We start from the raw sequence: 24,236 nt of genomic DNA, 5'->3' as shown, positions 1-24,236 counted from the left end.
ATGATCGGGCTTGAACACTATCTTACGGTCGCGGCGACGCTGTTCGTCATCGGCATCTTCGGTCTCTTCCTGAACCGCAAGAACGTCATCATCCTGCTGATGAGCATCGAACTGATGCTGCTGGCGGTAAATATCAACCTCGTGGCGTTTTCCAGCTTTCTCGGCGATCTGGTCGGGCAGGTGTTTACGCTGTTCGTTCTGACCGTGGCGGCGGCCGAGGCGGCGATCGGGCTGGCCATTCTGGTCTGCTTCTTCCGCAACCGCGGCACCATCGCGGTTGAAGACGTCAATATGATGAAGGGGTAAGAGAACATGGAAACCACCATCCTCTTTGCCCCGCTGGTGGGCGCGTTGCTTTGCGGGTTCGGCTGGAAGTTCATTGGCGAGAAAGCCGCCATGTGGACCGCGACGGGCCTGCTGTTTCTGGCCTGTCTGCTGTCGTGGATTGTTTTCTTCACCTTTGACGGTGTGACCCAGCAGATCGAGATCATGCGCTGGATCGAGAGCGGTTCGCTGTCGACAAGCTGGGCCATACGTCTGGACCGCCTGACCGCGATCATGCTGATTGTGGTGACGACGGTCTCGGCGCTGGTTCACCTCTATTCTGTTGGCTACATGGATCACGATCCGCAATGGCGCGAGGGTGAAAGCTATAAGCCGCGCTTCTTTGCCTATCTGTCGTTCTTTACCTTCGCCATGCTGATGCTGGTGACGGCGGACAATCTGGTTCAGATGTTCTTTGGCTGGGAAGGCGTGGGCGTCGCTTCCTATCTGCTGATCGGGTTCTATTATCGCAAATCCAGCGCCAATGCGGCCGCGATGAAAGCCTTTATCGTCAACCGAGTGGGTGACTTTGGCTTTGCGCTGGGGATTTTCGCGCTGTTTTTCCTGACCGACAGCATCAACTTCTCGGACATCTTTGCATCAGCTCCGGCTTTGGCCGAAGAAAAGCTGCATTTCCTGTGGGGTGAATGGACTGCAATCGAAGTGATCTGTGTCCTGCTGTTCATCGGCGCGATGGGCAAGTCGGCGCAGTTGATCCTGCACACCTGGTTGCCGGACGCGATGGAAGGCCCGACGCCGGTGTCGGCGCTGATCCATGCCGCGACCATGGTGACGGCGGGTGTGTTCCTGGTCTGCCGCATGTCGCCGCTGATGGAGTTCGCGCCGGGTGCGACCGGGTTCATCACCTTCCTTGGGGCCTCGACCGCATTCTTTGCGGCGACCGTGGGTCTGGTGCAGACCGACATCAAACGCGTTATCGCCTATTCGACCTGTTCGCAGCTGGGCTATATGTTCGTGGCCGCTGGTGTCGGCATGTATTCCGCTGCGATGTTCCACCTGCTGACGCACGCGTTCTTCAAGGCGCTGCTGTTCCTTGGGGCCGGTTCGGTGATCCACGCGATGCATCACGAGCAGGAGATGACGGAATACGGCGGTCTGCGGAAAAAGATTCCCTATACCTTCTGGGCGATGATGATTGGTACGCTGGCCATTACCGGCGTGGGCATCCCGCTGACGACATTCGGCTTTGCCGGCTTCCTGTCCAAGGATGCCATCATTGAAAGCGCCTATGCGGGCGGTACGGGTTATGCCTTCTGGATGCTGGTTATTGCGGCGATGTTCACCTCGTTCTACAGCTGGCGTCTGATCTTCCTGACCTTCTATGGCGACCCGCGCGGCGACAAGCATACGCATGATCACGCGCATGAAAGCCCGATGACAATGCTGGTGCCGCTTGGGGTTCTGTCACTTGGTGCGGTTTTTGCCGGGATGCTCTGGTACAGCCCCTTCTTTGGGCATACCGACAAGGTCGGCAAGTTCTACGGCATCCCCGTGGCCGAAGCCTCGGAGCATGCGGAAGGTCACGACGCCGAAACGCATTCCGAGCATGTGGCTGATGGTACCGCCGAGGAGCATCACGGTGACGAAGCTGAAGAAGCTCATGCGGACACAGCGCACGCGGATGAAGGGCATGGCGAGGATGCCGTTCATGGTGACAAGGACGCAAAAGGCGGCGATCACCACTATGTCTTTGCCGGAGAACCAGGTGAGGGCGCCTTGTATATCGCACCGGACAACCATGTGCTGGACGATGCACATGCGGCGCCGAAATGGGTCAAGGTTTCGCCTTTCATCGCAATGCTGCTGGGCTTTGTCGTGGCCTATTGGTTCTACATTGTGAACACATCGTTGCCTGCGCGACTGGCTGCAAACCAGCGTCCGCTGTACCTGTTCCTGCTGAACAAATGGTACTTTGACGAGATCTACGACGCGATCTTCGTCAAACCCACCGTGGCTTTGGGGCGGTTCCTTTGGAAACGCGGTGACGGCAACACGATTGACGGCTTCCTGAATGGGGTTGCCATGGGCGTAGTTCCCTTCTTTACCCGCCTCGCAGGCAAGGCGCAGACGGGGTACATCTTTACTTACGCCTTCTGGATGGTACTGGGCATCGCAGCCCTGATCACCTGGATGTCGATTGGCGGGGGCGCACACTAATGGATAACATCCTCTCCATCGTCACCTTCATCCCCGCAGCGGCGGCCGGTATTCTGGCACTGTTCCTGCAAGGCGATGATGCCGCGGCACAGCGCAATGCGAAATGGATCGCACTGCTGGCGACCACCGTCACCTTCCTGGTGTCGATCGGCATCTATACCGGCTTTGATCCGTCCAACACCGGCTTCCAGATGGTGGAAGAGGGTGAATGGCTGATGGGCCTGAAATACAAGATGGGCGTGGATGGCATCAGCGTGTTGTTCGTGCTGCTGACCACCTTCATCATGCCGCTGACCATTCTGGCCAGCTGGAATGTGACGACCCGCGTCAAGGAATACATGGTTGCCTTCCTGATGCTGGAAACCCTGATGCTGGGCGTGTTCATGGCGCTGGATCTGGTGCTGTTCTACCTGTTCTTCGAGGCAGGTCTGATCCCGATGTTCCTGATCATCGGCATCTGGGGCGGCAAGGACCGCATTTACGCCAGTTTCAAGTTCTTCCTCTACACCTTCCTTGGTTCCGTGTTGATGCTGGTGGCGATGGTCGCGATGTATTCGGATGCGGGAACCACGGATATCGAGGCGCTGATGACGCATCAGTTCTCGTCCGAAGGGTTCAGCGTTCTGGGCATCTACATTGTCGGCGGAATGCAGACGCTGATGTTTCTGGCGTTCTTTGCGTCATTTGCCGTGAAGATGCCGATGTGGCCGGTCCACACCTGGCTGCCGGACGCGCACGTGCAGGCCCCGACTGCGGGCTCGGTCGTGCTGGCGGCGATCCTGCTGAAGATGGGCGGCTACGGTTTCCTGCGGTTCAGCCTGCCGATGTTCCCCGTGGGCTCGGCGGTGATGACCGATCTGGTGCTGTGGATGTCGGCCATCGCGGTTGTCTACACCTCGCTGGTTGCGCTGGTGCAGGAGGACATGAAGAAGCTGATTGCCTATTCATCCGTTGCGCACATGGGCTTTGTGACTATGGGGATTTTCGCGGCGAACCAGCAGGGTATTGACGGTGCGATCTTCCAGATGCTCAGCCACGGGTTCATCTCGGCGGCGCTCTTCCTTTGCGTTGGAGTAATCTATGACCGGATGCACACCCGCGACATCGAAGCGTACGGAGGTCTGGTGATCCGGATGCCCGCCTATGCGCTGGTCTTCATGCTGTTCACCATGGCCAATGTCGGCTTGCCGGGCACCTCTGGGTTCATTGGCGAATTCCTGACCCTGATGGGTGCATTCCAAGTCAACACCTGGGTGACTGCGGTCGCCGCAAGCGGTGTAATCTTCTCGGCCGGATATGCGCTGTGGCTGTATCGCCGTGTTGTCTTTGGCGACCTGATCAAGGAAAGCCTGAAGGCAATGACAGACATGAGCTCGCGCGAGCGGCTGATCTTTGCGCCGCTGATCGTGATGACCATCCTGCTGGGTGTCTACCCGTCGCTGGTGACAGATGTGATCGGCCAATCGACCGCTGCATTGATTTCGAACTATGACACGGCTCTGGCCGCGGCTGAGGCCGCGACCCAGACGGCCGCCTCGCATTAAGGGAGCTTTGGAGACATGATCCAGGCTGATCTGACAATAATCCTGCCGGAAATCGTTCTGGCCGTGTATGCGATGGCTGCTCTGATCGGGGCTGTCTATACGACGAAAGACGGGCTGGCGCCGGTTCTGGTCTGGGCGACGGCAGGTCTGATGGCGCTGCTGTCCTTCTGGATTGCCACAAATGGCGACGGCACCAATGTCGCGTTCAACGGCATGTTCGTGGATGACGGGTTCTCGCGCTTTGCCAAGGTTGCAATCCTGTTGTCGGCCGCCGCCGTTCTGGTGATGAGCCAGGATTACATGACCCGCCGCGGTCTGCTGCGGTTTGAATACCCCTTGCTGGTGGCCTTGGCCGCTGTTGGCATGATGATGATGGTCAGTGCCGGCGACCTGATGTCCCTTTACATGGGATTGGAACTGCAATCGCTGTCGCTTTATGTGGTGGCCGCCCTGCGTCGTGACAGTGCAAAGTCGACCGAAGCCGGTCTGAAATACTTCGTTCTGGGCGCGCTGAGTTCGGGCTTGCTGCTCTACGGTGCGTCGCTGGTCTATGGTTTCACCGGCACCACGCTGTTCTCGGGCATTATCCAGACGGTTCACCACGGCGACGTCTCGATTGGCCTTCTGTTTGGTCTGATCTTCCTGATCTCGGGGCTTGCGTTCAAAGTGTCGGCTGTGCCGTTCCACATGTGGACACCGGACGTTTACGAAGGGTCGCCCACGCCGATTACGGCCTTCTTTGCCACCGCTCCGAAAGTGGCCGCTATGGCGCTGTTTGCCCGACTGATGCATGACGCCTTTGGTGGCGTGGTAAAAGACTGGCAGCAGGTGATTGTGCTGCTTTCGGTTCTGTCGATGCTGCTGGGTGCGGTTGCCGCGATTGGACAACGCAACATCAAGCGACTGATGGCGTTTTCATCAATCGCTCATATGGGTTACGCGATGATCGGCCTAGCTGCAGGCACGGAAATGGGCGTCAAGGCGATGCTGATGTATCTGGCAATCTATGTGACCATGAACATCGGCACGTTTGCCTTCATCCTGATGATGGAGCGTGACGGCAAACCGGTCACTGACATTGACGCTCTGCGCCAATACTCCAAGCGTGATCCGGGCAAGGCACTGGCCGTTCTGATCCTGATGTTCAGCCTGGCCGGGGTGCCGCCGATGCTGGGCTTCTTCGCCAAGTTCGGCGTCTGGCAGGCCGGTGTCGGCGCGGGGTTGACCGGGTTGGTCATTGTGTCGGCCATCGCTTCGGTCATTGGTGCCTTCTATTATCTGCGGATCGTGTTCTACATGTACTTCGGTGAAGAGAATGAAGAACCGATCGAGGCACATTCCACACCGGTTCTGTGGGTCGCTCTGATGGGGTCGGCGGCACTCATGCTGATCGGCGTGTTCTACCAGTTCGGGATCGAGGGGGCGGCTGCGGCGGCGGCGGCGACACTTGTCAACTGATCTTCCCTTTCGCAACATTCAGGAGGCTCGGTCTTGTGACCGGGCCTTTTTGACATGAGCGGGTGGCCCACCGGATACGGCCTGCATGTTGTGCAGGAGGTGGACAGCACCCTGAACGAAGCGGCCCGGATCGCTCCGACTGCGCAGGGACCTGTCTGGATCATGGCCCATCACCAGACGGCGGCGCGGGGCAGACGGGGACGGGTTTGGGCCAATCCGAAAGGTAATCTGGCGGCGACCTTGCTGATGCGCCCACAGGGCAACCCGGAACAATCCGCCCTGCGAAGCTTTGTGGCTGCTCTGGCCCTGTTCGATGCATGCGTCGCTGTTTCAGGCCGGGCGACCGGTTTGTCGTTGAAATGGCCCAATGACGTTCTGCTGAACGGCGGTAAACTGGCCGGCATATTGCTGGAAAGCACCGGCCACGGGCGCGAGGCGTCGCATCTGGCGATCGGCATCGGCGTCAACCTGACCGAAGCTCCGGGAGCGGATATGGTCGAACCGGGCGCTGTTCGGCCCGTATCGTTGTTGTCGGAAACAGGGGCGCAGGTGTCGCCCGAAGATTTCCTGACGGAAATGGCCGCGGCCTATGCGCGGTACGAGACGCAGTTCGCCACATTTGGGTTTGATCCGATCCGAAAGGCATGGTTGTCCCGTGCGGCGCGGTTGGGCGAGGTTATTACCGCCCGGACCGCAGCGTCAGAAACGGTTGGAACCTTCGAAACTGTAGACGCGACAGGAAACCTTGTCTTAAACACCGCGAAAGGCCGGGTGAGCATTCCTGCGGCCGATGTGTTTTTCTGAGGGAGGCGAACATGCTTCTGGCTATCGACTGCGGCAACACGAATACCGTTTTCTCGATCTGGGATGGCGAGAAGTTCCTGTGCACCCTGCGCACGTCAACCCATCACGCCCGTACGGCTGATGCGTATTTCACCTGGTACTCGACCTTGGTGAAACACTATGGGATCGAAGCGGAAATCACCGATGTCATCATCGCTTCGACCGTGCCGCGCGTGGTTTTCAACCTGCGGGTTTTTGCGGACCGTTTCTTTGATTGCCGCCCGCTGGTCGTGGGCCGGCCGGACTGTCTGCTGCCCGTGCCCCCGCGCGTGGATGAGGGGACGGTTCCGGGGCCAGACAGGCTGGCCAATGCCGTCGGTGCCTTTGATCGGCATGGCGGCAATGTCGTTGTGGTGGACTTCGGCACTGCGACCAATTTCGACGTGGTGGCCGCAGATGGTGCCTATGTCGGCGGCATCATCGCCCCCGGCGTGAACCTGAGTCTTGAGGCATTGCATCAGGGCGCGGCGGCATTGCCGCATATCGACATAACCCGCCCGGAAAAAGTGATCGGGACAAATACGGTTGGCTGTATCCAGTCCGGCGTGTATTGGGGCTATTCCGGGCTGATCGAAGGGCTGATTTCCCGGATCAAGGCTGAATACGGAATGCCGATGAAAGTCGTTGGAACCGGTGGGCTTGCGCCTCTGTTCGATCAGGCCGACGTGGGGTTCGACGCAATCGAGGATGATCTGACGATGCACGGTCTGACTGTGATACATCGCTACAACAAGGAAAACGGCTCGGCATGAGCAGCGAAAGATTGATCTATTTGCCGCTGGGCGGCGCGGGCGAGATTGGCATGAACGCCTATGTCTACGGGTATGGCAAACCGGGGCAGGAACGGCTGATCCTTGTGGATCTGGGCGTGACGTTTCCGGATATGGATACCACCCCGGGCGTTGACCTGATCCATGCCGATATCTCATGGCTGCGGGAACGTGCGGACCGGCTGGACGCGGTATTCGTGACCCACGCGCACGAAGACCATGTTGGTGCGGTTGCGCATTGTTATGACGCGCTGAACGCGCCGATCTATGCGCGGGTCTTCACCGCCAATATCGCGCGCCGCAAGATGGAGGAATACGGCCATCCGGAGGACGCGGTGCGCACAGCGTCTGCCTGGCCCGAACAGATTCAGGTGGGTCCGTTTACGGTCGGATTTTTGCCGGTCTCACACTCCATCCCCGAAAGTGCGGCGCTTGTGATCGACACCCCGGCTGGCCGGATCGTGCATACGGGCGATTTCAAACTGGATGCCAACCCTGTTGTGGGCGAAGCCTTCGATCCCGATCTGTGGGCCGAAGTAGCCAATCCCGGCGTCAAGGCGCTGGTCTGTGACAGTACAAACGTGTTCTCGTCCCATCCTGGACGCTCGGAAAGTGAAGTCGGGCCCGAAATCACACGACTGTTCGAAGAGGCCGACGGAATGGTCGTCGCGACCACATTCGCCTCAAACGTCGCGCGGGTCAAAACCCTGGCCGAGGCCGGTCAACGGGCCGGCCGGTCTGTTGTTCTGCTGGGGCGCGCCATGCGCCGCATGATCGAGGCCGCGACGGAAACCGGCATCCTTTCGGACTTTCCCCGCGTCGTCAGCGCCGAAGAGGCGGTGGATATGCCGCGTCAGAACCTGATGCTGATCGTGACCGGCAGCCAAGGTGAGCGCCGGGCCGCAAGCGCACAGTTGGCGCGTGGAAAGTATCGCGGACTTGAGTTGAAGGACGGCGACCTGTTTCTGTTTTCCTCCAAAACCATTCCCGGCAACGAGCGGGGCGTGATATTCATCATGAACCAGCTGAGCGAAAAGGGCGTGGACGTGGTGGACGACAGTTCGGGTCTGTATCACGTTTCAGGCCACGCCAACCGCCCTGACCTTGAGCGGGTGCACGAGTTGATGAACCCGCAGATGGTCATCCCTATGCACGGTGAACACCGGCATCTGCGCGAACATGCGAAGCTGGCCGAGGCGGGCGGCCGAACCGGTATGCTGGCCGTGAACGGGACCATGCTGGACTTGACCGGGGATACGCCCGAGGTTGCGGACTACGTGGAAACCGGTCGCACCTATCTGGACGGAACCGTCAAGATTGGCGCGCTGGATGGGGTTGTGCGGGACCGGATTCGCATGGCGCTGAACGGCCACGTGACTGTGACGGTTATTCTGGATGAAGAAGATGAACCGCTGGGCGAGCCCTGGTGTGACACCATGGGCCTGCCGGAGCTTGGGTCGTCGCGCGCGGCGCTGGTCGAGGTGCTGGAGGAGGACCTGAACCAGTTCCTGATGCGGGCCGAGGCCAAAACCCTGCGCGATGATGACAAGCTGGAAGAAGCGATGCGACGGATCGTGCGTCAGAGCACAAAAACGGAGACCGGGAAAAAGCCCGAAGTTACCGTTGTCATCAGCCGGATGAAATAAGCGGACGGGTCAGTCTGCTTCGGGCATGGGATAGCCCTTGAGACGCAGAAACAGGCTGGCCTCTTCGTTGTTCAGGAAAAACGGCACAGAGGCCGGGGGTGATGTGTCCGCGACCCGTGCAGCGATCTCGGCCAGAACAACTTCGGTGATGAAGGGCAGGTCAAAATCACGCGCCTGATCCAGCCTGACCCATTGCAGGTGCGACAGCTCGTCCGAGGCATGGCTGAAATCGTCCAGATCGCCTTGTACCTCATCGGCATCAACCAGAAAGAACCGCGCATCAAAGCGACGGGGGCGGCCCGGCGGCGTCAGTGCGCGAAACACGAACTGCAGGCCTTGCGCAGAGGGCCGAAAACCCATCTCGGCAAAGCCCTGCCAGTCTTCAGGGATGTCTCCCGGCCAGGTGCCCGGTTGCCCCAGGATCAGGCCGGTTTCTTCCCACAACTCGCGGATCGCGGCCGAAGCCAGCGCATTCTGCAAATTTGTCTCTGCCCGCTCGGCCAGACGGCCGTGGCACTTTGAAGTCAGCGGCGTGGCAAGCGGAACATCACCATCCGCGGCATCGACTGCACCGCCAGGAAAAACGAACTTGTTTGGCATGAAAGCCGCTTTGGCCCCACGCTGGCCCATCAGAATTGACGGCTCGGTCATTCTGTCCCGCAGGACAATTACGGTTGCCGCGTTGCGAATTGCAGTTTTGTCTGTGGTCATGCCTGTCCGTCACCGGGCCCGTTCGAACCCATGCATCCGCCGCGCCCACTGATAGGCCACGACGGCCCCCTTCATCCTGGGCAGCAAGGCAAGGGTCAGAACCGTACAGCCAATGGCGAAAACCAGGGCCATCGTCAGCGGATCAGGGCGCCAGTGCACATATGAGACGTGCAGCGCGGGCGCGAGCAAGTGGCCTACAATCAGAATGGTCAGGTATGCAGGGCCATCATCCGCCCGGTGGTGGTGCAGTTCCTGCCCGCAATTGCCGCAGCTGTCGTTGACCTTGAGGTAGCTGTACAGCAGCTTGCCTTGTCCGCATTTCGGGCAACGGCAACGAAAGCCTCTGACCAGTGCGGGCCAGGTCTCACGATCCTGAGGAGTTGTGGTGTCGATCGTATGATCCGTCATGATGAAAACTCGCGCATTCGAATGTCGCATATATTGCGCATCTTTGGGTCTGCTTGAAAGGGGGGTGCGTCGCAATGACCGCATCCGGCGAAAAATGGTCTGAAAAATTTTTTGGTTTCCTGCGACGGAAATCTGCGGCTGTCCCGTTTTAGCACCATAAGCAGCGGCAATGGGGTCGCGCGAAAAAAGGAAACACGACATGCACAGCGCAAAGTTCATTTCGGCAATTGTAGTTGCGGCAGTTGCGATTACAGGCACAACGGCTTTGGCCGCAGGGTCGAAAAACCGGGAACCGGTGTCGTTTCAGGAACTGGATGCGAATGGTGACGGGCAGGTTACGAAAGACGAAATGCTGGCCCATCGCAATCAGCGATTTACCGATGCGGATGCCAACGGGGACGGCCAGTTGAGCGTCGAAGAGATGCAGGCGGCAGCGCAGAAAAAGACCAGCGACCGCATTGCAAGTATGTTTGAAGAACACGATGCCAATAACGATGGTTTCCTGACCACGGATGAGTTGCCGAAACCGCGCCGGGCTGACAAGATGTTTGACCGGATCGATGCGAATGATGACGGAACGATCTCGGAGCAGGAATTTGCGGATGCAAAAGGCAGAATGGGTCGGCACCACAAGAAGCGTGGCAAGGCAGACTCTGACGACAGCTGATGCGGGATGGAGGATCTGACCTCCTCAACGCAAGACGTTCGCGGCGGGACTTGCGCCGCGGACGCAATCGGTGACGATGCGTTGCTGGAGCGGTTTGCCGCCGGCGACGCAGCGGCGGCGCGTGTTTTGACCGACCGGCTTGGCCCGCGCTGTTTTTCCGTCGCCCTGCGGATGCTGGGCAACCGAGCCGAAGCCGAAGATGTCACGCAGGACGCGATGATGCGCCTTTGGCAGATGGCGCCGGATTGGATGCCGGGGCAGGCGAAGGTTTCAACGTGGCTGTATCGCGTGGTCCTGAACCTGTGCGTTGACTTGCGCCGCAAGAAACAGCCTGACAGGCTGGCCGAAGGTGTCGATCCCGAGGATGCCAGCGCAAGCGTGTTTGAACGCATGCAGGACGAGGCCCGAAAAGACGCGCTGCAATCCGCCCTGTCTCATCTGCCCGAACGGCAGCGACAGGCAGTTGTATTGCGGCATATCGAAGAGCTGCCCAACCCCGAGATTGCCGGGATCATGGGCATATCTGTAGAAGCGGTCGAAAGCCTGACGGCACGCGGAAAACGCGCCTTGGCGGGATATCTTGCCGGGCGTCGGGACGAACTGGGGTATGACGATGGCTGATGATGATACCGAGCTGAATCAACTGTTTGCGCAGGCCAGAGCCGGGCGTCGACACCTGCCGGACGATCTGGCGGTTCGGATTATGACGGACGCAGAACAAGTTCGACTGGATCGGCTTGCCAAACCTGTCCCGCCGGGGCGCAGCACGTGGCAACGCCTTCTGGACGGTATCGGTGGTTGGCAGGGCCTTGGCGGGCTGGTCGCGGCCAGTGCGGCGGGTGTCTGGATCGGGTTCTCGGCTCCGGCCTTTCTGCCGGACCCGGCGACGTATCTGTTCTCGCAGGACGCAACCTATGAAGTGGCGGACCTGGATGCAGTGTTCCTGGAGGATACGGAATGAGCGAAACACCCAAGCCAAAACGCCGTTGGATGCCGATACTTCTGGCTGCGTCCCTGGCCCTTAACTTGCTGATTGTCGGTGTCGCTTTGGGGACCTTCATGAGGGTCAAGGGCAGCGATCATGCCAAGGCGCCGCCGGGGTTCGGATCGGCCCTTTACAGGGCATTGCCCAAATCAGAGCGAACTGCGATGCGGTCGGACCTGTCCGGTTTGCGCAAAGAGGGATCGCAGCACAGGTCAAAGGATTTCGCAGCTCTCAGCCAGGCCTTGCGAACCGTGCCATTCGATCCGGCCGCCGTCGAGGTTTTGCTGACGCAGCAGGCGCGGGCTTCGGCGAAATTGCAGGGTGCCCTGCAAGGGCAGTGGCTGGCGCGTGTCATCGCAATGAGCGATGCAGAACGGGCAGTGTATGCCGACCGGCTGGACGAAGTGACAAAACGCGGTCGGCATTGGCACAAGAAAAAGGACTAAAGCGCGCTGAAACCGGTGTTACGCCGCGCTTTGCCGGGTGCTGATCTGGTTGCGACCGGCTTTTTTCGCATCATAAAGAGCTTTGTCTGCGGATTTGATCAAACTGTCCAGAAGCGCGTGTTCGGTTTGGTATTGCGGGTAAGGGGGCCGAAACACGTTCAGGCCAATGCTGGTCGTGACTTGGGTGAACCCGTTCTGGTCCGGCAGCGAAAAGGGCCTTTCGCGAATCGATCTGCACATCGCATCTGCCAGGTTCAATGCCTGCGCATTGGTTGCGTCAGGCACCCCGATCATAAACTCTTCACCTCCGAAACGGGCGACAAAGCCGCGGGGGCCAAGCGCGTTTCGCATGCGTCTGGCCGCTTCGGTCAGAACATGATCTCCGGCGGCATGACCATACCGGTCATTGATTGCCTTGAAGTGATCAAGGTCGGCCAGCATCAGAGCGCACCCACGGCCGGTGTGCCGGGATCGCCGGACGATATGGCCAACGGCCTGCATCGCAAACCGGCGGTTGTTTAGACCTGTCAGCGGGTCGACCCATGAGTCAGCAAGTCCGCGACGCAATGAGGCGCGCATCTGATCGGTGCGGGACTTGCGGGCAATCAGACTGTCCAGTCGCAGCGCAATCTCACGTGCGCAGAAGTCGCCCAGGCAAACTGCGTCGGCCCCACGATCCAGCGCTTCGGCTGCATTGGGCGCGTGTTCTTTGTCCAGAACGCCGATCAGGACGGTGTGTCGTGTGGCGCTGCGCGATCTCAGGTCTGCCAGAACGTTGAGGGAAGAAGGCGCGGTGTTCAGGTCCACGACAATTGCATCCGGAACAGGGCCTGACAGGATGTCTTTCAGGTTCGATTGGGTGTGCTTGGAAAGGTAATGATGCGTCTGCTGCTGCAGAGCCCGGCACCACGACGCACCTGTGCGGTGGGACGGGGCCAGAATTGCGACCCGCGATGGCGCGGTTGGTGCGATCAATGTGGCGGGAGGTTCGGCGAAGCCGATGGGAAGCGTATCTTCCTTGAACTGAAGGTCCTGCACGTCCGCGCGCATGCGCAGCAGGCTGCGAACCCGCGCCATCAGCAAATTGTCCTTGAACGGATGGGCCAGAACGTCGTCCAACCCGGCAGACAGCGCCTCAAGCCGGGCCGCTTTGTCATTCTGCGGGGCGATGGCGACAACGGGGATGTCTCCAAGATCCGGAATGTTCTGAATCAACCGCTTTACATCTGCGGCGGTTCCATCTGCCAGCGCGAGCGCCGTCAGCACCAGATCCGGCCGCACACGGCGCAATAGGGGTGTCAGCCCCTCAAGCTTCTCACCCTGAACGACGTGATACCATGCCGCCGTAAGCTGAACCTTCAGCATGATGCGATTGGTCGAGGCCCCGTCTAGGACAAGGATCGTTCCTTGCACGGACATATTCGTTCACCGTTGATTGCATGTGCTGCCAAAGTGTTTATGAGTCTGGTTAACAAACCCTTTCCAAGTTCTGATCCGAGGCTTGAATATGGCAATCTCCGGCAATTCGGCGGAAACTCTGGCGCTGAATGTGCTGACCTGGCTTGTCGGTAACGAGGAACTTCTACCGGTGTTTCTGGGTTCGACCGGTGCATCGGTCGGCGATCTGCGCGCCCGCGCTGGCGAGCCGGATTTCATGGCGTCGGTTCTTGAGTTTCTGATGCTTGACGATTCGTGGGTGATCGCTTTTTGTGATGCCAATTCGGTCCCTTATGACTTGCCGGGTCAGGCGCGCGCCGCGTTGTCCGGCGAAGCCGATGTTCACTGGACCTGAGACGACTTTTTTGCAGGAGCCCCAATGCCAATAAACGCCATCGTGTTCGACAAGGACGGTACCTTGTTTGACTTTGCAAACACCTGGGGCACATTTGGGCGCAGTCTGCTGCTGCGTCTGTCATCGGGTGACAAATCAAAAGCGGAGGAACTTGCGCTGGTGATCGGGTTTGATCCCGAGAAGGGGGCCTATTCGGATGACAGCATCGTAATTGCCGCAAGCGTTGTGGAAATTGCAGAAGCGCTTCTTCCCTATTTGCCCGAGATGACCTGCGAGGCCCTGATCGAGTTGATCGACGAGGAATCCGCCGCGGCCCCACAGGCACCGGCCGTTCCGCTTGTGCCTTTTCTGGAACAGCTACGGGAAGCCGGCTTCAAGCTGGGCGTTGCCACCAATGACAGTGAAAGACCCGCGCTGGAGCATTTGTCATCCGTTGGAATCCGGGATCATTTCGACTTTGTCGCGGGATATGACAGCGGCCACGGCTGCAAACCGGGACCGGGCCAGTTGCTGGCTTTTGCCGCACAAGTGTGTGTGGACCCGGCGAATGTGGTCATGGTTGGCGACAGCCTGCATGACCTGCAGGCAGGCCGCGCCGCCGGCATGACCACCATCGGGGTTTTGACCGGTCTTGCAGGCCCTGAAACGCTCGCGCCGATGGCCGATGTTGTATTGCCGGATATCGGACATATTCCTGCTTGGCTGGCGGAAAATCGGTCGATCTGAGCGGATTTCGGCGGTTTGGAATAAGAAACCGACACAACCTGTCGCAGACAGAGCGGCCATGTTCCAGACTTCGGGGCTTTTTGATAAAAAGCCTCGGAGGAACAAATGGCCGACAGCAATACGCGCAGACGCAGAAGTGGTGGACGTTCGGGAGCCGCAGCTCGCCGGGGCAGCGCAGTCATCGATCAGATGCCGTGGAACCCACCCGTCAATATCGACAGACCCACCGAGCCGCTGGATCAGGCCGGGATCGAGGCGATCCACGAGGGCGCGATGCGAATACTCGAAGAGATCGGTATCGAGTTCTACAACAAGGAGGCGCTGGGCATTCTGCGCGAAGCAGGATGTACCATCAACGGTGACAATGTGCGCATGGGGCGCGACTTTGTCATGGAAATGATCGCCAAAGCGCCGTCAAGCTTTACCATCACGCCTAGAAACCCGGACAAAACGATCGAAGTCGGCGGCAAGACCATGCTGTTCGGGAACGTCTCTTCGCCGCCGAACTACTGGGATATGGAGATCGGCACCAAGGTTTCGGGGAATCGCGAGATGTGCCGGAACCTGCTGAAGCTGACGCAGTACTTCAACTGTATCCATTTTGCTGGCGGCTATCCGGTCGAGCCGGTGGATATTCACGCCAGTGTGCGACATCTGGACGTGCTGTATGACAAGCTGACCCTGACCGACAAGGCCATGCACGCCTATTCGCTGGGTAAGGAGCGCGTGGAAGATGTCATGGAAATGGTGCGCATCGCCAGCGGCCTCAGCCATGAGGAGTTCGAGTCGAAGCCGCGGATGTACACCAACATCAACTCGACATCACCTCTCAAGCACGATTTCCCGATGATTGATGGCTGTCTGCGACTGGCCCGTCGGGGGCAGGCGATTGTGGTAACGCCATTTACCCTGGCGGGGGCCATGGCGCCCGTGACCATGGCCGGGGCAGTCGCGCAGTCGCTGGCCGAAGCACTGTGTGCCATTGCGTTGTTTCAGTATGTACGTCCTGGTATTCCCTGTGTGATCGGAACCTTCACCTCAAATGTAGACATGAAGTCCGGCGCTCCGGCCTTCGGGACGCCGGAGTACATGCGGTCGACGCAAATGACCGGGCAGATGGCACGTTTCTACGGACTGCCGATGCGCTCATCAGGTGTTTGTGCTGCAAACGTCCCGGATGGGCAGGCGATATGGGAGACATCGAACTCGCTGTGGGCGGCGGTGCAGTCGGGAACGAACATGGTCTACCATGCTGCAGGCTGGCTTGAGGGCGGCCTTATCGCGAGCCCTGAAAAATTCATCATGGATTGCGAGATTCTGCAGCAGATCCAAAGATATATGCAGCCAGAAATCAGCGCCACAGGGCCGGACGAGATCGCGCTGGATGCGATCAGGGCGGTTGGTAACGACGGGCATTTCTTTGGTATCCAGCACACACAGGACCGGTACTCGACCGCGTTCTACCAGCCGTTTCTGAGTGATTGGAAGAACTATGAAGGCTGGGCGGCGGCCGGTGGCATCTGGACAGCCGAGCGCGCGCATCACATGTTCAAGGAAATCATCACAAGCTTTGAACCACCTGCATTGGATGAGGGCATTCGCGAAGAATTGGCCGACTTTGTCGCGCGGCGTAAATCTGAAGGTGGCGCGCCCACGGATTTCTAGGAATTCGAATGGCTGCACTATTTCCGGTTTCGCAGCGGGTATTGGGTATTTGTTAAGGATTATCTGGCCAGATTGAACGCGAAATCAATCCGGGGCAATTGATGCATGGTCTGATCAACCGGGCGGTACAGTCCTTCGTATGCGCGACCTATGGGCAGGCATGCTGGCTGCGCGTTGCCGCGGCGGCTGAACTCGGGTTTGTCGAGTTCGAAGCGATGCTTGTCTATGATACGGACACGCCGCTGCGGGTTTTGGATGCGCTGTGCGCCGATCGGAACCGCACGCGTGCCGAAATGCTTGAAGATCTTGGGACATATCTTGTCTCGCATCCGAATACCGAAGGGTTGCGGCGCCTGCTGCGTTTTGGCGGCGTGACGTACGTGGAGTTTCTGCATTCCCTGGACGACTTGTCCGACCGGGTCAGGCTGGCGGTATCCGACCTGTCTCTGCCCGCGCTTGAATTGCGTGAACTGTCCGGCGCTGAATACCAGTTGCACTGTTTTCCGGGCTTGCCGGGATACTCCAGTGTCATGGTCGGAGTTTTGCGAGCCATGGCGGATGACTACGGCGCTTTGGTGATACTGTCCCATGACGGCGTACAGGGGGACGCTGATGTCATTACAATTGCCCTGGTGGAGAGTTCCTTTGCCGAAGGGCGTCAATTTGAACTTGGGGCGCGAAGACCATGATGGATGTGCGGGGTCTGGGCGTCTTGCTTGAAACTCTTTGCCCGATGTTCTTGTTGTTGGACAATGACGGGCGGATTGTTCAGGTCGGACCGACGCTGCAAAAGCTCCGGCCGGAACGCGCAATGGCCGGGCAGAATTTTCTAGACTTGTTTGAATTGGTCCGCCCCCGGACCGTGTCGACCGTTCCCGTTCTGATGTCCATGGCGGGTGCAAAGCTGCACCTGCGGTTTCACGATGAACCACGCACGGCTTTGAAAGGCTGATAACCCCGCTGCCGGATCAAGGTGGCGCGGTGATCAACCTTTCGTTTGGTATTTCGATCCTAGATGCTGTTCGCGACTACGCGCTGACCAGCGCAGATTTTTCCGGTGCTGAACTTGCGATTGAGCTTCTTTATTTGGTCGAGGCCAAGTCCGCAGCGATGGAGGCGTCGCGATCGTTGAACCGGCGCCTTCAGGACGCCAGGGTGGCGGCGGAAGAACAGGCTTTTACCGATACGTTGACCGGCCTGAAAAACCGTCGCGCGATGGATCACATACTGGGCCAGATGGCATCGACGCAAACCGATTTTGCCCTGATGCACCTTGATCTGGACTTCTTCAAGTCCGTGAACGACAAGTTGGGACACGCGGCCGGTGACTTTGTTCTGCAAGAGGCCGCGCGGATCATGGTTGAAGAGACACGCAGCGATGATGCGGTTGTCAGAATGGGTGGGGATGAGTTTGTTATTGTTTTTAGGGACCTGACGGATGAAAAGAAGCTGTCGGCGATTGCAGGCCGTTTGATCGGCAGGCTTCGCGAGCCGATGAGTTTCGATCAGAACCCCTGTCGGATTTCAGCCAGCATTGGAACGGCGATTTCCACACAGTTTGATATCCTCAAGTCTGCCGAAATACTGCATGCCGCTGATCAGGCCTTGTACGAGGCCAAGCGAAACGGCAAGTCCCGTCATCACCTTTATTCCGACCTTGCCAACGCGGCCCAATGCGAACACATGGCCAAACCGCAATAGCTGAGGCGTCACTCGGCTTTTTTAGCTTTGTATCGGACAACAGTTGTTCGGCAGATGTGCGTTGAAACCGAAACGGTGCAGATTTTTTGAAAAGGCCTGTCATGCGGCGCATTCGCGGGTCAGAACATCCGCGATATGAGACTGAATTTCAGGCAGCTCTCCGATCACGGGCAATGTAACACCTTGGAAACCGGCTTGCTGCAATTGTTCTGGAACGTCCTGCAGAACATGACCACCGGTGCAGGCAAAAAACGGAAGACACAGCGCACGTTCGCCCAGTCCGGTTGCGGATTCGGCAATAGAGGGCGGTTCCTCGACAAATCCAACACGGACAGAGCGGAAGGGCAAATGCGCCCTCAACTGATCAGCAAAACTGTTTGTCACGGCAGAAGGGTTGCGGCTGCGTCCGGAACCATGGGCCGCAATCACCAAATCCGTCGTGCTGGTTTCCCAGTTCTTCCCCGACATCGTCGCAAGCAGCGACCTGGCGGTCAGTTCGGGCAAGTCCGGATCAATGCCCAGAGGGTCCAGAATACGGGCACTGCGCTCGCCGATCCGCCTCGGCAGGGCACTCGTTACAAACCAGCCTTTGGCCATGAACAGGGGGTAAATCGCAACATCTTCAGGCAGCTCGGCCAACCGCGACTCCAATGCCCCCGGGGCGGCCAATGTCGCCGATCGGACCGTGACGCCTTGCGCCAGCCTGTCGACCTGATCAGCAAACGCCGCGAGCGCGGCCTCGGCCGGGGCCGGGTCCGATGGTTGGCCATGAGCGACGATAAGAGCATGAGGCATTGCCGGGTCTCCTGTGTGATATCGCGATAGGTGTTTTCCGGGTGCGGATTGTCAATGCCGGATCACCCTAAAAGGGTCAGCCACATCCAGACTGTCAGGATCGAAACCGCGGTGCCAATCAGAACCGACGACGCGGCAACACGTTTGGCGCGACCATACATGTTTGCAAAGATATACGCGTTGAAGCCCGGTGCCATCGCAGCATTCAGAACGCCCGAGCGGAACAGATCCTGCGGCAGGCCAACCGCTGAGCCGAACAGCCAGACAAGCCCCGGATGCAGGGCCAGAGAAATGCAGCAGACAAAACCGATTGTACGAAAGTCACCTTCTGGTTTGTATTTTACCAGCACCCCGCCCAGAGCGAAAAGCGCGCCGGGCAGCGCGGCGCGGGTGATCAGCCCCAAAGCCTCGTCCACGACCGCCGGAACTGCAAACCCGGACAGATTAACCACAAAGCCGAGTGCAATCCCAAGAATCAGCGCGTTGCGGAACATGGCCGTGAGAACGGACCGAGCCATATGCGCACCACCGTTCCCACGGTTGCGGATGATCTCCATGACCGTGATGCCAACCCCGTAACAGAAGGGCGAATGAAACGCGATGATGGCGTAATTGCCAGTCAGGTTCTCGGGGCCATATGCGCGTTCTGTGATTGGCAGGCCCAACAGCACCGAGTTCGAAAACAGACAGCAAAACCCGATGGCGACACAATCCTCCCACTCGCGGCCAAAGATCAGACGTGCGCCAAAAAGTCCGGCCGTAAAGCACAAAGCGGCGGCGGTATAGAAACTGACCAACAACCGGGGATCAAAGCTGGCGCTCAGGTCAAGGTGGGCAATTGCCAGAAACAGCAGGCAGGGGATGGCAAACCCTTGGGTGAACTTCATCAACCCGTCGATGTGGATTTCCTTGAAGTAACCCAATCGGGTCGACGCATAGCCTGCACCAATCACCAGAAAGACCGGCAGAATGACGTTGATCAGGCTTTGCAGCATTCTAGCGTCCCGCCTGCGAGATCGGGGATGGCCCGAAGGGCGATATCGCAGGCGCCGGTAACAGGGTCAGAGCGCCTGCCGGATCACCATGCCGTCAAAAGCAGGCGTAATGTGATCGGGGGTTTCCGTATCAACCGTTTCATAATCCAGATCGATATGCATGTTGGTCAGAATGGCGCGCTGTGGTTGCAGCTTTTTGATCCAGCCCAGGGTCTTTTCCAGGTGGGCATGTGTCGGATGCGGCGACCGGCGCAAGGCGTCGATAACAAGGCAATCCAGACCCAGCATGTCGGTCCATGCATCGTCGTAAATCTCTGCGACATCAGGCAGATAGGCCAGTTTTCCCAATCGGAACCCCAGCGAGTCGATCGAGCCGTGATTGACCTTGAACGGATGAAACGGGATTGGACCGCCGGGGCCGTCCACCTCGAAAGGGCCATCTATTGATTTGAGGTCCAGAATAGGCGGGTAAGGAGAGCCTTCGGGCTGAATGAACGCATACCCGAACCGGCCCAGCAGAGCGTTCTGCGTGTCGCCATCCGCCCAGACCGGAACCCGGGTGCGCATGTTGAACACGATCATCCGCAAATCATCGATGCCGTGCACATGATCGGCGTGTGAATGGGTATAGACCACGCCATCCAGCCGCCCGGTTCCCGAATCCAGCAACTGGCTGCGCATATCCGGCGAAGTATCGATCAGGACCGAAGTCGTACCCTCGGGGCCGTCCCGTTCGACCAGCATGGAACAGCGGCGGCGAACATTTTTTGGGTTTTCAGGGTCGCAATCACCCCAATGCCCGCCCAGCCGGGGCACACCACCCGACGATCCGCAGCCCAGGATGGTGCAGCGCAGCTCGGTCATGCAGCCGCCTGTGATGTCGCCGCCTTGGTGAACAGACGGTCAAAATTGGCCTGCGTGCGCGCCGCGAACTCGGTGTAATCCATGCCGAACACCTCGGCACCCTTGCGGGCGGTGTGGGCGGTATAGGCCGGTTCATTGCGCCTGCCCCTGTACGGCGGCGGAGCGAGATAGGGCGCATCGGTTTCGACCAGAATACGGTCGACCGGGGCGCCGGCGAAAATGTCACGCAACTCCTGGCTTTTGGGAAATGCCGCGATGCCGGACATCGACAGATAGAACCCCAGATCCAGCGCCGCCTTGGCCAGTTCGGCGGATGAAGAAAAGCAATGCATCACGCAGGAATAGGGCGCATTGCGGTATTCCTCGGACAAGATCCGGGCCATGTCGTCATCTGCGGCGCGCGCGTGGATGATCAGGGGCAGATTGGTGCGCTGCGCGGCTTCGATATGAATACGCAGTGACTTCTTCTGAATCTCGGCGCTTTCGGCGGTGTAATGATAATCGAGCCCGGTTTCGCCGATGCCAACGAATTTCGGATGGCGCGAGAGGGCGACAAGTTGGTCGACACTTGCCAGGGGTTCGTCCGCCGCACTCATGGGGTGCGTTCCCGCAGCGTAAAACACCGGAGCGTGTGCTTCGGCAATCGCGCGCACGGTGGCCTCGTTTCGCAGCCGGGTGCAGATCGTAACCATGCGGGTCACGCCCGCTTCGGCGGCGCGTGAGATGATGTCGTCAAGCTGCCCGTCGAAATCGGGGAAATCCAGATGGCAATGGCTGTCGGTGATCGTAGGGGTAGTGCTCATCTGCTCTGACCGGCGGTTTCCTGTATCTTGAACACCGTATCTAGGACCAGAGCGGCGGGGTCAAGGTTCACCGCCTGTCCATGACGTGCGCGTGCCGTGATCAGTGCCGCGGCTTCGGACCATTGCCGCGCCTGATGCGGTGATCCTGACAATCGCGACAGTGTTTGCGCCTCATTCGGGGCAGCTTCGGGACTTGGCGGTTCGCCTTTTGCGCCGGTCAGCGCCAGTCGGGACAGGGCCAAATCAATCAGGGTCAGCAACAGATCGAACCGGTCTGCCGCACCCCGTTGTGCGGCGGCTTCGGCCAAAGCAAGGGCGCGCTGCCGGTCAAGCCTGGGCAGTGTGCCCAGAATGCCGATCAGTTCGGCATAGATCTCCAGCCCGCCCAGATTGATCAGGCGGACCGCATCCCCGACCGACCCTGCGGACAGCGCCGCCAGATGGTCGGGTTGTGCCGGCAGTTCAGCCCCGGTCTGCGTCAGCGCTGTCTGCATGTCGTCGGGTCCCAACGGAGACAGGCGCAATGTTCGGCATCGGGACCGGATCGTCGGCAGCAGCCGCGAGGGCTGATGGGAAACCAGCAGCAACGTTGTCCGCGCCGGAGGCTCTTCCAGCATTTTCAGCAACGCGTTTGCCGCGCTGACATTCATTTCATCCGCCGAATCCACAATCACCACGCGCCGACCGCCATCCGCAGAGGACAGGCCAAAGAACCGACCGAGTTTGCGGATGTCGTCGACCACGATCTCATTGCGCAGCCGACCCTGATCGTTCAGCGACCGGGTGATTGTCGCAAGGCCGGGTTCCGCTCCGGCCAGCATGCGATGCGCGACAGGATGTTCGGGGTCGATATCCAGCGTTTGCGGGGCAGGGGGGGCGCCAAACAACCCGCCATCATCTGCTGGCGGAGTTGCAAGCAAAAACCGGGCGATACGCCACGCCAGTGTTGCCTTACCAACCCCACGCGGACCGGTCAGCAACCAGCCATGGTGCAAACGATCAGAAGTATAGGCAGACAGAAAGGCCTGTTCAGCCTCATCCTGACCAAAAAGGCGGGCTGTTTCGCGCGGGTGCGGTGCACCGGGCGCCTGATCCGGTAAAGTGATGTCGTCGCTCATCGTTCGTCTATGGCAAGGCTTGCATGACGATTTCTGTCACATCCTGCGCGACACTGTCCATGTTTCGGTTACCATCCACGACGCGAAACCGGGTGGCATATTCATCCGCCAGCGCAAGAAAACCTGCGCGCATCTGTTGTTGCAGGGCCGGGCCAAAATCTTCGAACCGCTCTTCGGTGCCCTGCCGCCCTTTGGCGCGAGACAGGCCGGTATTGGGGTCCATGTCGATCAGCAGTGTCAGATCCGGCTCGCGCCCGATCATCAAGCTGTGCAGTTGGTCTACCAGGCCCCGCAGATCGCCACGGGACAGGCCCTGATACATGCGCGTGCTGTCGGCAAAACGGTCGCAGATCACCACCTTTCCCGCAGCCAAGGCGGGTTCGATGGTGCGCTCAAGATGATCGCGCCGAGCCGCTGTGAACAGCAGGATTTCAGTTTCGGCCGACCATCGGTCGGGGTCCCCTTCAAGCACCAGCTTCCGGATTTCTTCCGCCCCGGCTGAGCCGCCGGGTTCGCGGGTCAGGACAACCTCATGACCAGCTTCGCGCAGGCGTTCCGCAAGCCTGCGCGCCTGAGTCGATTTGCCTGATCCGTCAATCCCTTCAAAAGTGACAAACAATCCGCGCCGCGTCACATTGCACCCAGCGGGCCGTTGATCACGTCCTTCAGAACAATTCCGCCCACTGTCATCATGCGAACCACAAAGCCACCGAGCGGCACGTTTTCGGATGCAACCAGCGGGCGGCGGATTTCCGGCAGACCTTCAGGTTTGATCACCAGTTCCGCCAGTTGCTGCCCCTTTGCGACGGGCGCATTGATCGGGCCGTCATAAACCACTTCGGCCTGCACGTCCTGATCGCCCAGAACCGGGAACAGCAGGGTCAGATCGCCCTCGGGGACCAATCCCACCGTCTTCTGTGCACCCATCCACAATTTGGCTTCGGCTATCGGCGTTTCCGGGTTGGCAACCGTCCTCTCGACAAAATTTCGAAACGACCAGTTAACCACGGCCTCAGCCTCCTCTGCGCGGCGGGCCGTGCTGTCGAGGCCGGACAGAACAAAGATCACACGCCGATCACCCTGCTTGGCCGAACCGACCAGACCATAGCCCGCCTCCTGAGTGTGCCCGGTTTTCAACCCGTCCGCGCCAATATCCAGTTTCAGAAGCGGGTTGCGGTTGCGTGCATTCGAAGGTGCGCGGCCGTCGAATTCAAATTCCTCTTCGGCGAACAAAGGATAGTATTCCGGAAAATCGGCAATGAGGCGGTCCGCAAGAACGGCAAGGTCATGTACGGACATCATATGCCCGGCAGCGGGCCAGCCGTTGGAATTGGCGAAGTTCGACTTGTTCATGCCCATCTGCTTGGCGCGTTGGGTCATGTAGCGGGCAAATCCGGCTTCGGTTCCATCCGGGCTGAGCGCTTCGGCGATGACGACGCAAGCATCGTTGCCAGAAAGAACGATGATACCGCGCAGCAGATCTTCGACCCGCACGCGGTCCTGCGTATTCAGGAACATGGTCGAGCCGCCATAGCTCATCGCGTGTTCCGACACCGGCAGTTTTTCATCCAGTGTCAGGCGCCCGTCCCGCAGCGCCTCAAACGCAACATAGAGCGTCATCAGCTTGGACATCGATGCCGGTGGCAGCGGCAGGTCGGCTTCCTTGGAAAGCAAAACCGTGCCTGTCGTCTGGTCGATGACATAAGCGGCACGCGCGGTCGTATCATAGGCGCTTGCAGGCAGGGCCAGTACGGCAAGCCCAAGCGTTAAGACAGATGTTCGCAGAGAGGATAGCAC

General features: G+C 59.1%; 27 protein-coding genes. 17 read left to right on the top strand and 10 right to left on the bottom strand.

The genetic code is table 11. The features are described from left to right. From nuoK to AC2FIR_RS12150, 7 genes are read left to right on the top strand one after another with little or no spacing between them, the layout of a single operon-like run. Positions 1-306, top strand: a complete 306-nt coding sequence (nuoK, locus tag AC2FIR_RS12180; RefSeq protein WP_005984024.1) for an NADH-quinone oxidoreductase subunit NuoK — start codon at positions 1-3, stop codon at positions 304-306. Positions 307-312: 6 nt separating this feature from the next. Next, a complete protein-coding gene (gene nuoL / locus AC2FIR_RS12175) occupies positions 313-2,502 on the top strand; it encodes an NADH-quinone oxidoreductase subunit L (RefSeq protein ID WP_496746143.1) in 2,190 nt (729 codons plus the stop codon). Continuing rightward, a complete protein-coding gene (locus tag AC2FIR_RS12170) occupies positions 2,502-4,046 on the top strand; it encodes an NADH-quinone oxidoreductase subunit M (protein WP_170615380.1) in 1,545 nt (514 codons plus the stop codon). The genes nuoL and AC2FIR_RS12170 overlap by 1 nt, the downstream gene beginning before the upstream one ends. 15 nt (positions 4,047-4,061) lie before the next feature. Next, positions 4,062-5,504 (top strand): NADH-quinone oxidoreductase subunit NuoN, encoded by a 1,443-nt coding sequence (nuoN, locus tag AC2FIR_RS12165; protein WP_496746145.1) that lies wholly within the window; start codon positions 4,062-4,064, stop codon positions 5,502-5,504. A gap of 54 nt (positions 5,505-5,558) precedes the next feature. After that, positions 5,559-6,308, top strand: a complete 750-nt coding sequence (locus AC2FIR_RS12160; RefSeq protein ID WP_496762440.1) for a biotin--[acetyl-CoA-carboxylase] ligase — start codon at positions 5,559-5,561, stop codon at positions 6,306-6,308. Positions 6,309-6,319: 11 nt separating this feature from the next. Further along, a complete protein-coding gene (locus AC2FIR_RS12155) occupies positions 6,320-7,099 on the top strand; it encodes a type III pantothenate kinase (RefSeq protein ID WP_170615386.1) in 780 nt (259 codons plus the stop codon). Beyond that, on the top strand, positions 7,096-8,763 hold the full coding sequence (locus AC2FIR_RS12150; RefSeq protein WP_496746148.1) for a ribonuclease J: 1,668 nt from the start codon (positions 7,096-7,098) through the stop codon (positions 8,761-8,763). The genes AC2FIR_RS12155 and AC2FIR_RS12150 overlap by 4 nt, the downstream gene beginning before the upstream one ends. 9 nt (positions 8,764-8,772) lie before the next feature. On the opposite strand, the gene AC2FIR_RS12145 is transcribed toward AC2FIR_RS12150, so the two are convergent. Further along, positions 8,773-9,474 carry an NUDIX hydrolase gene (locus AC2FIR_RS12145; RefSeq protein ID WP_170615390.1) on the bottom strand — a complete coding sequence of 234 codons (702 nt, stop codon included), beginning with the start codon at positions 9,472-9,474 and terminating at the stop codon, positions 8,773-8,775. Positions 9,475-9,483: 9 nt separating this feature from the next. Beyond that, the gene (locus tag AC2FIR_RS12140; protein WP_170615392.1) at positions 9,484-9,882 is read right to left on the bottom strand and encodes a DUF983 domain-containing protein; all 399 of its coding nucleotides are present in this window, start codon (positions 9,880-9,882) and stop codon (positions 9,484-9,486) included. Between the two features lie 199 nt (positions 9,883-10,081). Here AC2FIR_RS12140 and AC2FIR_RS12135 point away from each other — a divergent pair, with 199 nt between their 5' ends. From AC2FIR_RS12135 to AC2FIR_RS12120, 4 genes are read left to right on the top strand one after another with little or no spacing between them, the layout of a single operon-like run. Further along, positions 10,082-10,549 carry an EF-hand domain-containing protein gene (locus tag AC2FIR_RS12135; RefSeq protein WP_496746149.1) on the top strand — a complete coding sequence of 156 codons (468 nt, stop codon included), beginning with the start codon at positions 10,082-10,084 and terminating at the stop codon, positions 10,547-10,549. 6 nt (positions 10,550-10,555) lie between these two features. After that, entirely contained in the window at positions 10,556-11,170 is a 615-nt protein-coding gene (locus AC2FIR_RS12130; protein WP_170615395.1) for an RNA polymerase sigma factor, read from the top strand. Next, positions 11,163-11,510: a hypothetical protein gene (locus AC2FIR_RS12125; RefSeq protein WP_170615397.1), complete on the top strand. Its 348-nt coding sequence runs from the start codon at positions 11,163-11,165 to the stop codon at positions 11,508-11,510. The genes AC2FIR_RS12130 and AC2FIR_RS12125 overlap by 8 nt, the downstream gene beginning before the upstream one ends. After that, on the top strand, positions 11,507-11,980 hold the full coding sequence (locus AC2FIR_RS12120; protein WP_170615399.1) for a periplasmic heavy metal sensor: 474 nt from the start codon (positions 11,507-11,509) through the stop codon (positions 11,978-11,980). The genes AC2FIR_RS12125 and AC2FIR_RS12120 overlap by 4 nt, the downstream gene beginning before the upstream one ends. Before the next feature lie 18 nt (positions 11,981-11,998). Here AC2FIR_RS12120 and AC2FIR_RS12115 read toward each other — a convergent pair whose 3' ends face one another. Further along, complete coding sequence (locus AC2FIR_RS12115) at positions 11,999-13,399, bottom strand: diguanylate cyclase (protein WP_496715624.1); 1,401 nt, start codon at positions 13,397-13,399, stop codon at positions 11,999-12,001. A gap of 88 nt (positions 13,400-13,487) precedes the next feature. Here AC2FIR_RS12115 and AC2FIR_RS12110 point away from each other — a divergent pair, with 88 nt between their 5' ends. The 6 genes from AC2FIR_RS12110 (at position 13,488) to AC2FIR_RS12085 (ending at position 17,864) form a co-directional block, all read left to right on the top strand. Continuing rightward, a complete protein-coding gene (locus AC2FIR_RS12110; protein WP_170615403.1) occupies positions 13,488-13,772 on the top strand; it encodes a DUF3572 domain-containing protein in 285 nt (94 codons plus the stop codon). A 24-nt stretch (positions 13,773-13,796) separates the two neighbouring features. Then, positions 13,797-14,498, top strand: coding sequence for an HAD family hydrolase (locus tag AC2FIR_RS12105; RefSeq protein WP_170615405.1), 702 nt, complete (start codon positions 13,797-13,799; stop codon positions 14,496-14,498). 105 nt (positions 14,499-14,603) lie between these two features. Then, positions 14,604-16,163, top strand: a complete 1,560-nt coding sequence (locus AC2FIR_RS12100) for a trimethylamine methyltransferase family protein (protein ID WP_170615407.1) — start codon at positions 14,604-14,606, stop codon at positions 16,161-16,163. Between the two features lie 101 nt (positions 16,164-16,264). Then, a complete protein-coding gene (locus tag AC2FIR_RS12095) occupies positions 16,265-16,852 on the top strand; it encodes a heme NO-binding domain-containing protein (RefSeq protein ID WP_170615409.1) in 588 nt (195 codons plus the stop codon). Beyond that, positions 16,849-17,115 carry a hypothetical protein gene (locus AC2FIR_RS12090; RefSeq protein ID WP_496762438.1) on the top strand — a complete coding sequence of 89 codons (267 nt, stop codon included), beginning with the start codon at positions 16,849-16,851 and terminating at the stop codon, positions 17,113-17,115. The genes AC2FIR_RS12095 and AC2FIR_RS12090 overlap by 4 nt, the downstream gene beginning before the upstream one ends. A gap of 29 nt (positions 17,116-17,144) precedes the next feature. Then, positions 17,145-17,864 carry a GGDEF domain-containing protein gene (locus tag AC2FIR_RS12085; RefSeq protein ID WP_496762436.1) on the top strand — a complete coding sequence of 240 codons (720 nt, stop codon included), beginning with the start codon at positions 17,145-17,147 and terminating at the stop codon, positions 17,862-17,864. 99 nt (positions 17,865-17,963) lie between these two features. Here the strand turns inward: AC2FIR_RS12085 and AC2FIR_RS12080 are convergent, their stop codons facing one another. From AC2FIR_RS12080 to AC2FIR_RS12050, 7 genes are all read right to left on the bottom strand, one after another. Continuing rightward, positions 17,964-18,659 carry a CbiX/SirB N-terminal domain-containing protein gene (locus tag AC2FIR_RS12080; RefSeq protein WP_496746152.1) on the bottom strand — a complete coding sequence of 232 codons (696 nt, stop codon included), beginning with the start codon at positions 18,657-18,659 and terminating at the stop codon, positions 17,964-17,966. Positions 18,660-18,721: 62 nt separating this feature from the next. Then, positions 18,722-19,654, bottom strand: coding sequence for an AEC family transporter (locus AC2FIR_RS12075; protein WP_480890390.1), 933 nt, complete (start codon positions 19,652-19,654; stop codon positions 18,722-18,724). A gap of 66 nt (positions 19,655-19,720) precedes the next feature. Next, on the bottom strand, positions 19,721-20,518 hold the full coding sequence (locus AC2FIR_RS12070) for an MBL fold metallo-hydrolase (protein ID WP_170615417.1): 798 nt from the start codon (positions 20,516-20,518) through the stop codon (positions 19,721-19,723). Then, entirely contained in the window at positions 20,515-21,321 is an 807-nt protein-coding gene (locus AC2FIR_RS12065; RefSeq protein ID WP_496746154.1) for a TatD family hydrolase, read from the bottom strand. The genes AC2FIR_RS12070 and AC2FIR_RS12065 overlap by 4 nt, the downstream gene beginning before the upstream one ends. Beyond that, positions 21,318-22,439, bottom strand: coding sequence for a DNA polymerase III subunit delta' (locus AC2FIR_RS12060; protein WP_496762434.1), 1,122 nt, complete (start codon positions 22,437-22,439; stop codon positions 21,318-21,320). The genes AC2FIR_RS12065 and AC2FIR_RS12060 overlap by 4 nt, the downstream gene beginning before the upstream one ends. A 7-nt stretch (positions 22,440-22,446) precedes the next feature. Beyond that, a complete protein-coding gene (gene tmk, locus AC2FIR_RS12055) occupies positions 22,447-23,073 on the bottom strand; it encodes a dTMP kinase (protein WP_480525275.1) in 627 nt (208 codons plus the stop codon). After that, complete coding sequence (locus AC2FIR_RS12050) at positions 23,070-24,236, bottom strand: D-alanyl-D-alanine carboxypeptidase family protein (RefSeq protein ID WP_496746158.1); 1,167 nt, start codon at positions 24,234-24,236, stop codon at positions 23,070-23,072. The genes tmk and AC2FIR_RS12050 overlap by 4 nt, the downstream gene beginning before the upstream one ends.

It is taken from the genome of Ruegeria sp. CDSB136, from assembly GCF_059610965.1.
The sequence above is the reverse complement of the archived record's forward strand: the minus strand, read 5'-3'. Positions and strand labels throughout refer to the sequence as shown.

Bases quoted from the DNA above. Each gene is read 5' to 3' on its own strand.
- AC2FIR_RS12115 (WP_496715624.1), bottom strand. From the start codon at position 13,399: ATGTCCGTGCAAGGAACGATCCTTGTCCTAGACGGGGCCTCGACCAAT.
- nuoN (WP_496746145.1), top strand. From the start codon at position 4,062: ATGATCCAGGCTGATCTGACAATAATCCTGCCGGAAATCGTTCTGGCC.
- AC2FIR_RS12070 (WP_170615417.1), bottom strand. From the start codon at position 20,518: ATGACCGAGCTGCGCTGCACCATCCTGGGCTGCGGATCGTCGGGTGGT.
- AC2FIR_RS12120 (WP_170615399.1), top strand. From the start codon at position 11,507: ATGAGCGAAACACCCAAGCCAAAACGCCGTTGGATGCCGATACTTCTG.
- AC2FIR_RS12065 (WP_496746154.1), bottom strand. From the start codon at position 21,321: ATGAGCACTACCCCTACGATCACCGACAGCCATTGCCATCTGGATTTC.
- AC2FIR_RS12160 (WP_496762440.1), top strand. From the start codon at position 5,559: ATGAGCGGGTGGCCCACCGGATACGGCCTGCATGTTGTGCAGGAGGTG.
- AC2FIR_RS12090 (WP_496762438.1), top strand. From the start codon at position 16,849: ATGATGGATGTGCGGGGTCTGGGCGTCTTGCTTGAAACTCTTTGCCCG.
- AC2FIR_RS12110 (WP_170615403.1), top strand. From the start codon at position 13,488: ATGGCAATCTCCGGCAATTCGGCGGAAACTCTGGCGCTGAATGTGCTG.
- AC2FIR_RS12125 (WP_170615397.1), top strand. From the start codon at position 11,163: ATGGCTGATGATGATACCGAGCTGAATCAACTGTTTGCGCAGGCCAGA.
- AC2FIR_RS12080 (WP_496746152.1), bottom strand. From the start codon at position 18,659: ATGCCTCATGCTCTTATCGTCGCTCATGGCCAACCATCGGACCCGGCC.
- AC2FIR_RS12140 (WP_170615392.1), bottom strand. From the start codon at position 9,882: ATGACGGATCATACGATCGACACCACAACTCCTCAGGATCGTGAGACC.
- AC2FIR_RS12095 (WP_170615409.1), top strand. From the start codon at position 16,265: ATGCATGGTCTGATCAACCGGGCGGTACAGTCCTTCGTATGCGCGACC.
- nuoK (WP_005984024.1), top strand. From the start codon at position 1: ATGATCGGGCTTGAACACTATCTTACGGTCGCGGCGACGCTGTTCGTC.
- AC2FIR_RS12170 (WP_170615380.1), top strand. From the start codon at position 2,502: ATGGATAACATCCTCTCCATCGTCACCTTCATCCCCGCAGCGGCGGCC.
- AC2FIR_RS12155 (WP_170615386.1), top strand. From the start codon at position 6,320: ATGCTTCTGGCTATCGACTGCGGCAACACGAATACCGTTTTCTCGATC.
- nuoL (WP_496746143.1), top strand. From the start codon at position 313: ATGGAAACCACCATCCTCTTTGCCCCGCTGGTGGGCGCGTTGCTTTGC.
- AC2FIR_RS12100 (WP_170615407.1), top strand. From the start codon at position 14,604: ATGGCCGACAGCAATACGCGCAGACGCAGAAGTGGTGGACGTTCGGGA.
- AC2FIR_RS12130 (WP_170615395.1), top strand. From the start codon at position 10,556: ATGGAGGATCTGACCTCCTCAACGCAAGACGTTCGCGGCGGGACTTGC.
- AC2FIR_RS12105 (WP_170615405.1), top strand. From the start codon at position 13,797: ATGCCAATAAACGCCATCGTGTTCGACAAGGACGGTACCTTGTTTGAC.
- AC2FIR_RS12145 (WP_170615390.1), bottom strand. From the start codon at position 9,474: ATGACCACAGACAAAACTGCAATTCGCAACGCGGCAACCGTAATTGTC.
- AC2FIR_RS12075 (WP_480890390.1), bottom strand. From the start codon at position 19,654: ATGCTGCAAAGCCTGATCAACGTCATTCTGCCGGTCTTTCTGGTGATT.
- AC2FIR_RS12150 (WP_496746148.1), top strand. From the start codon at position 7,096: ATGAGCAGCGAAAGATTGATCTATTTGCCGCTGGGCGGCGCGGGCGAG.
- AC2FIR_RS12060 (WP_496762434.1), bottom strand. From the start codon at position 22,439: ATGAGCGACGACATCACTTTACCGGATCAGGCGCCCGGTGCACCGCAC.
- AC2FIR_RS12135 (WP_496746149.1), top strand. From the start codon at position 10,082: ATGCACAGCGCAAAGTTCATTTCGGCAATTGTAGTTGCGGCAGTTGCG.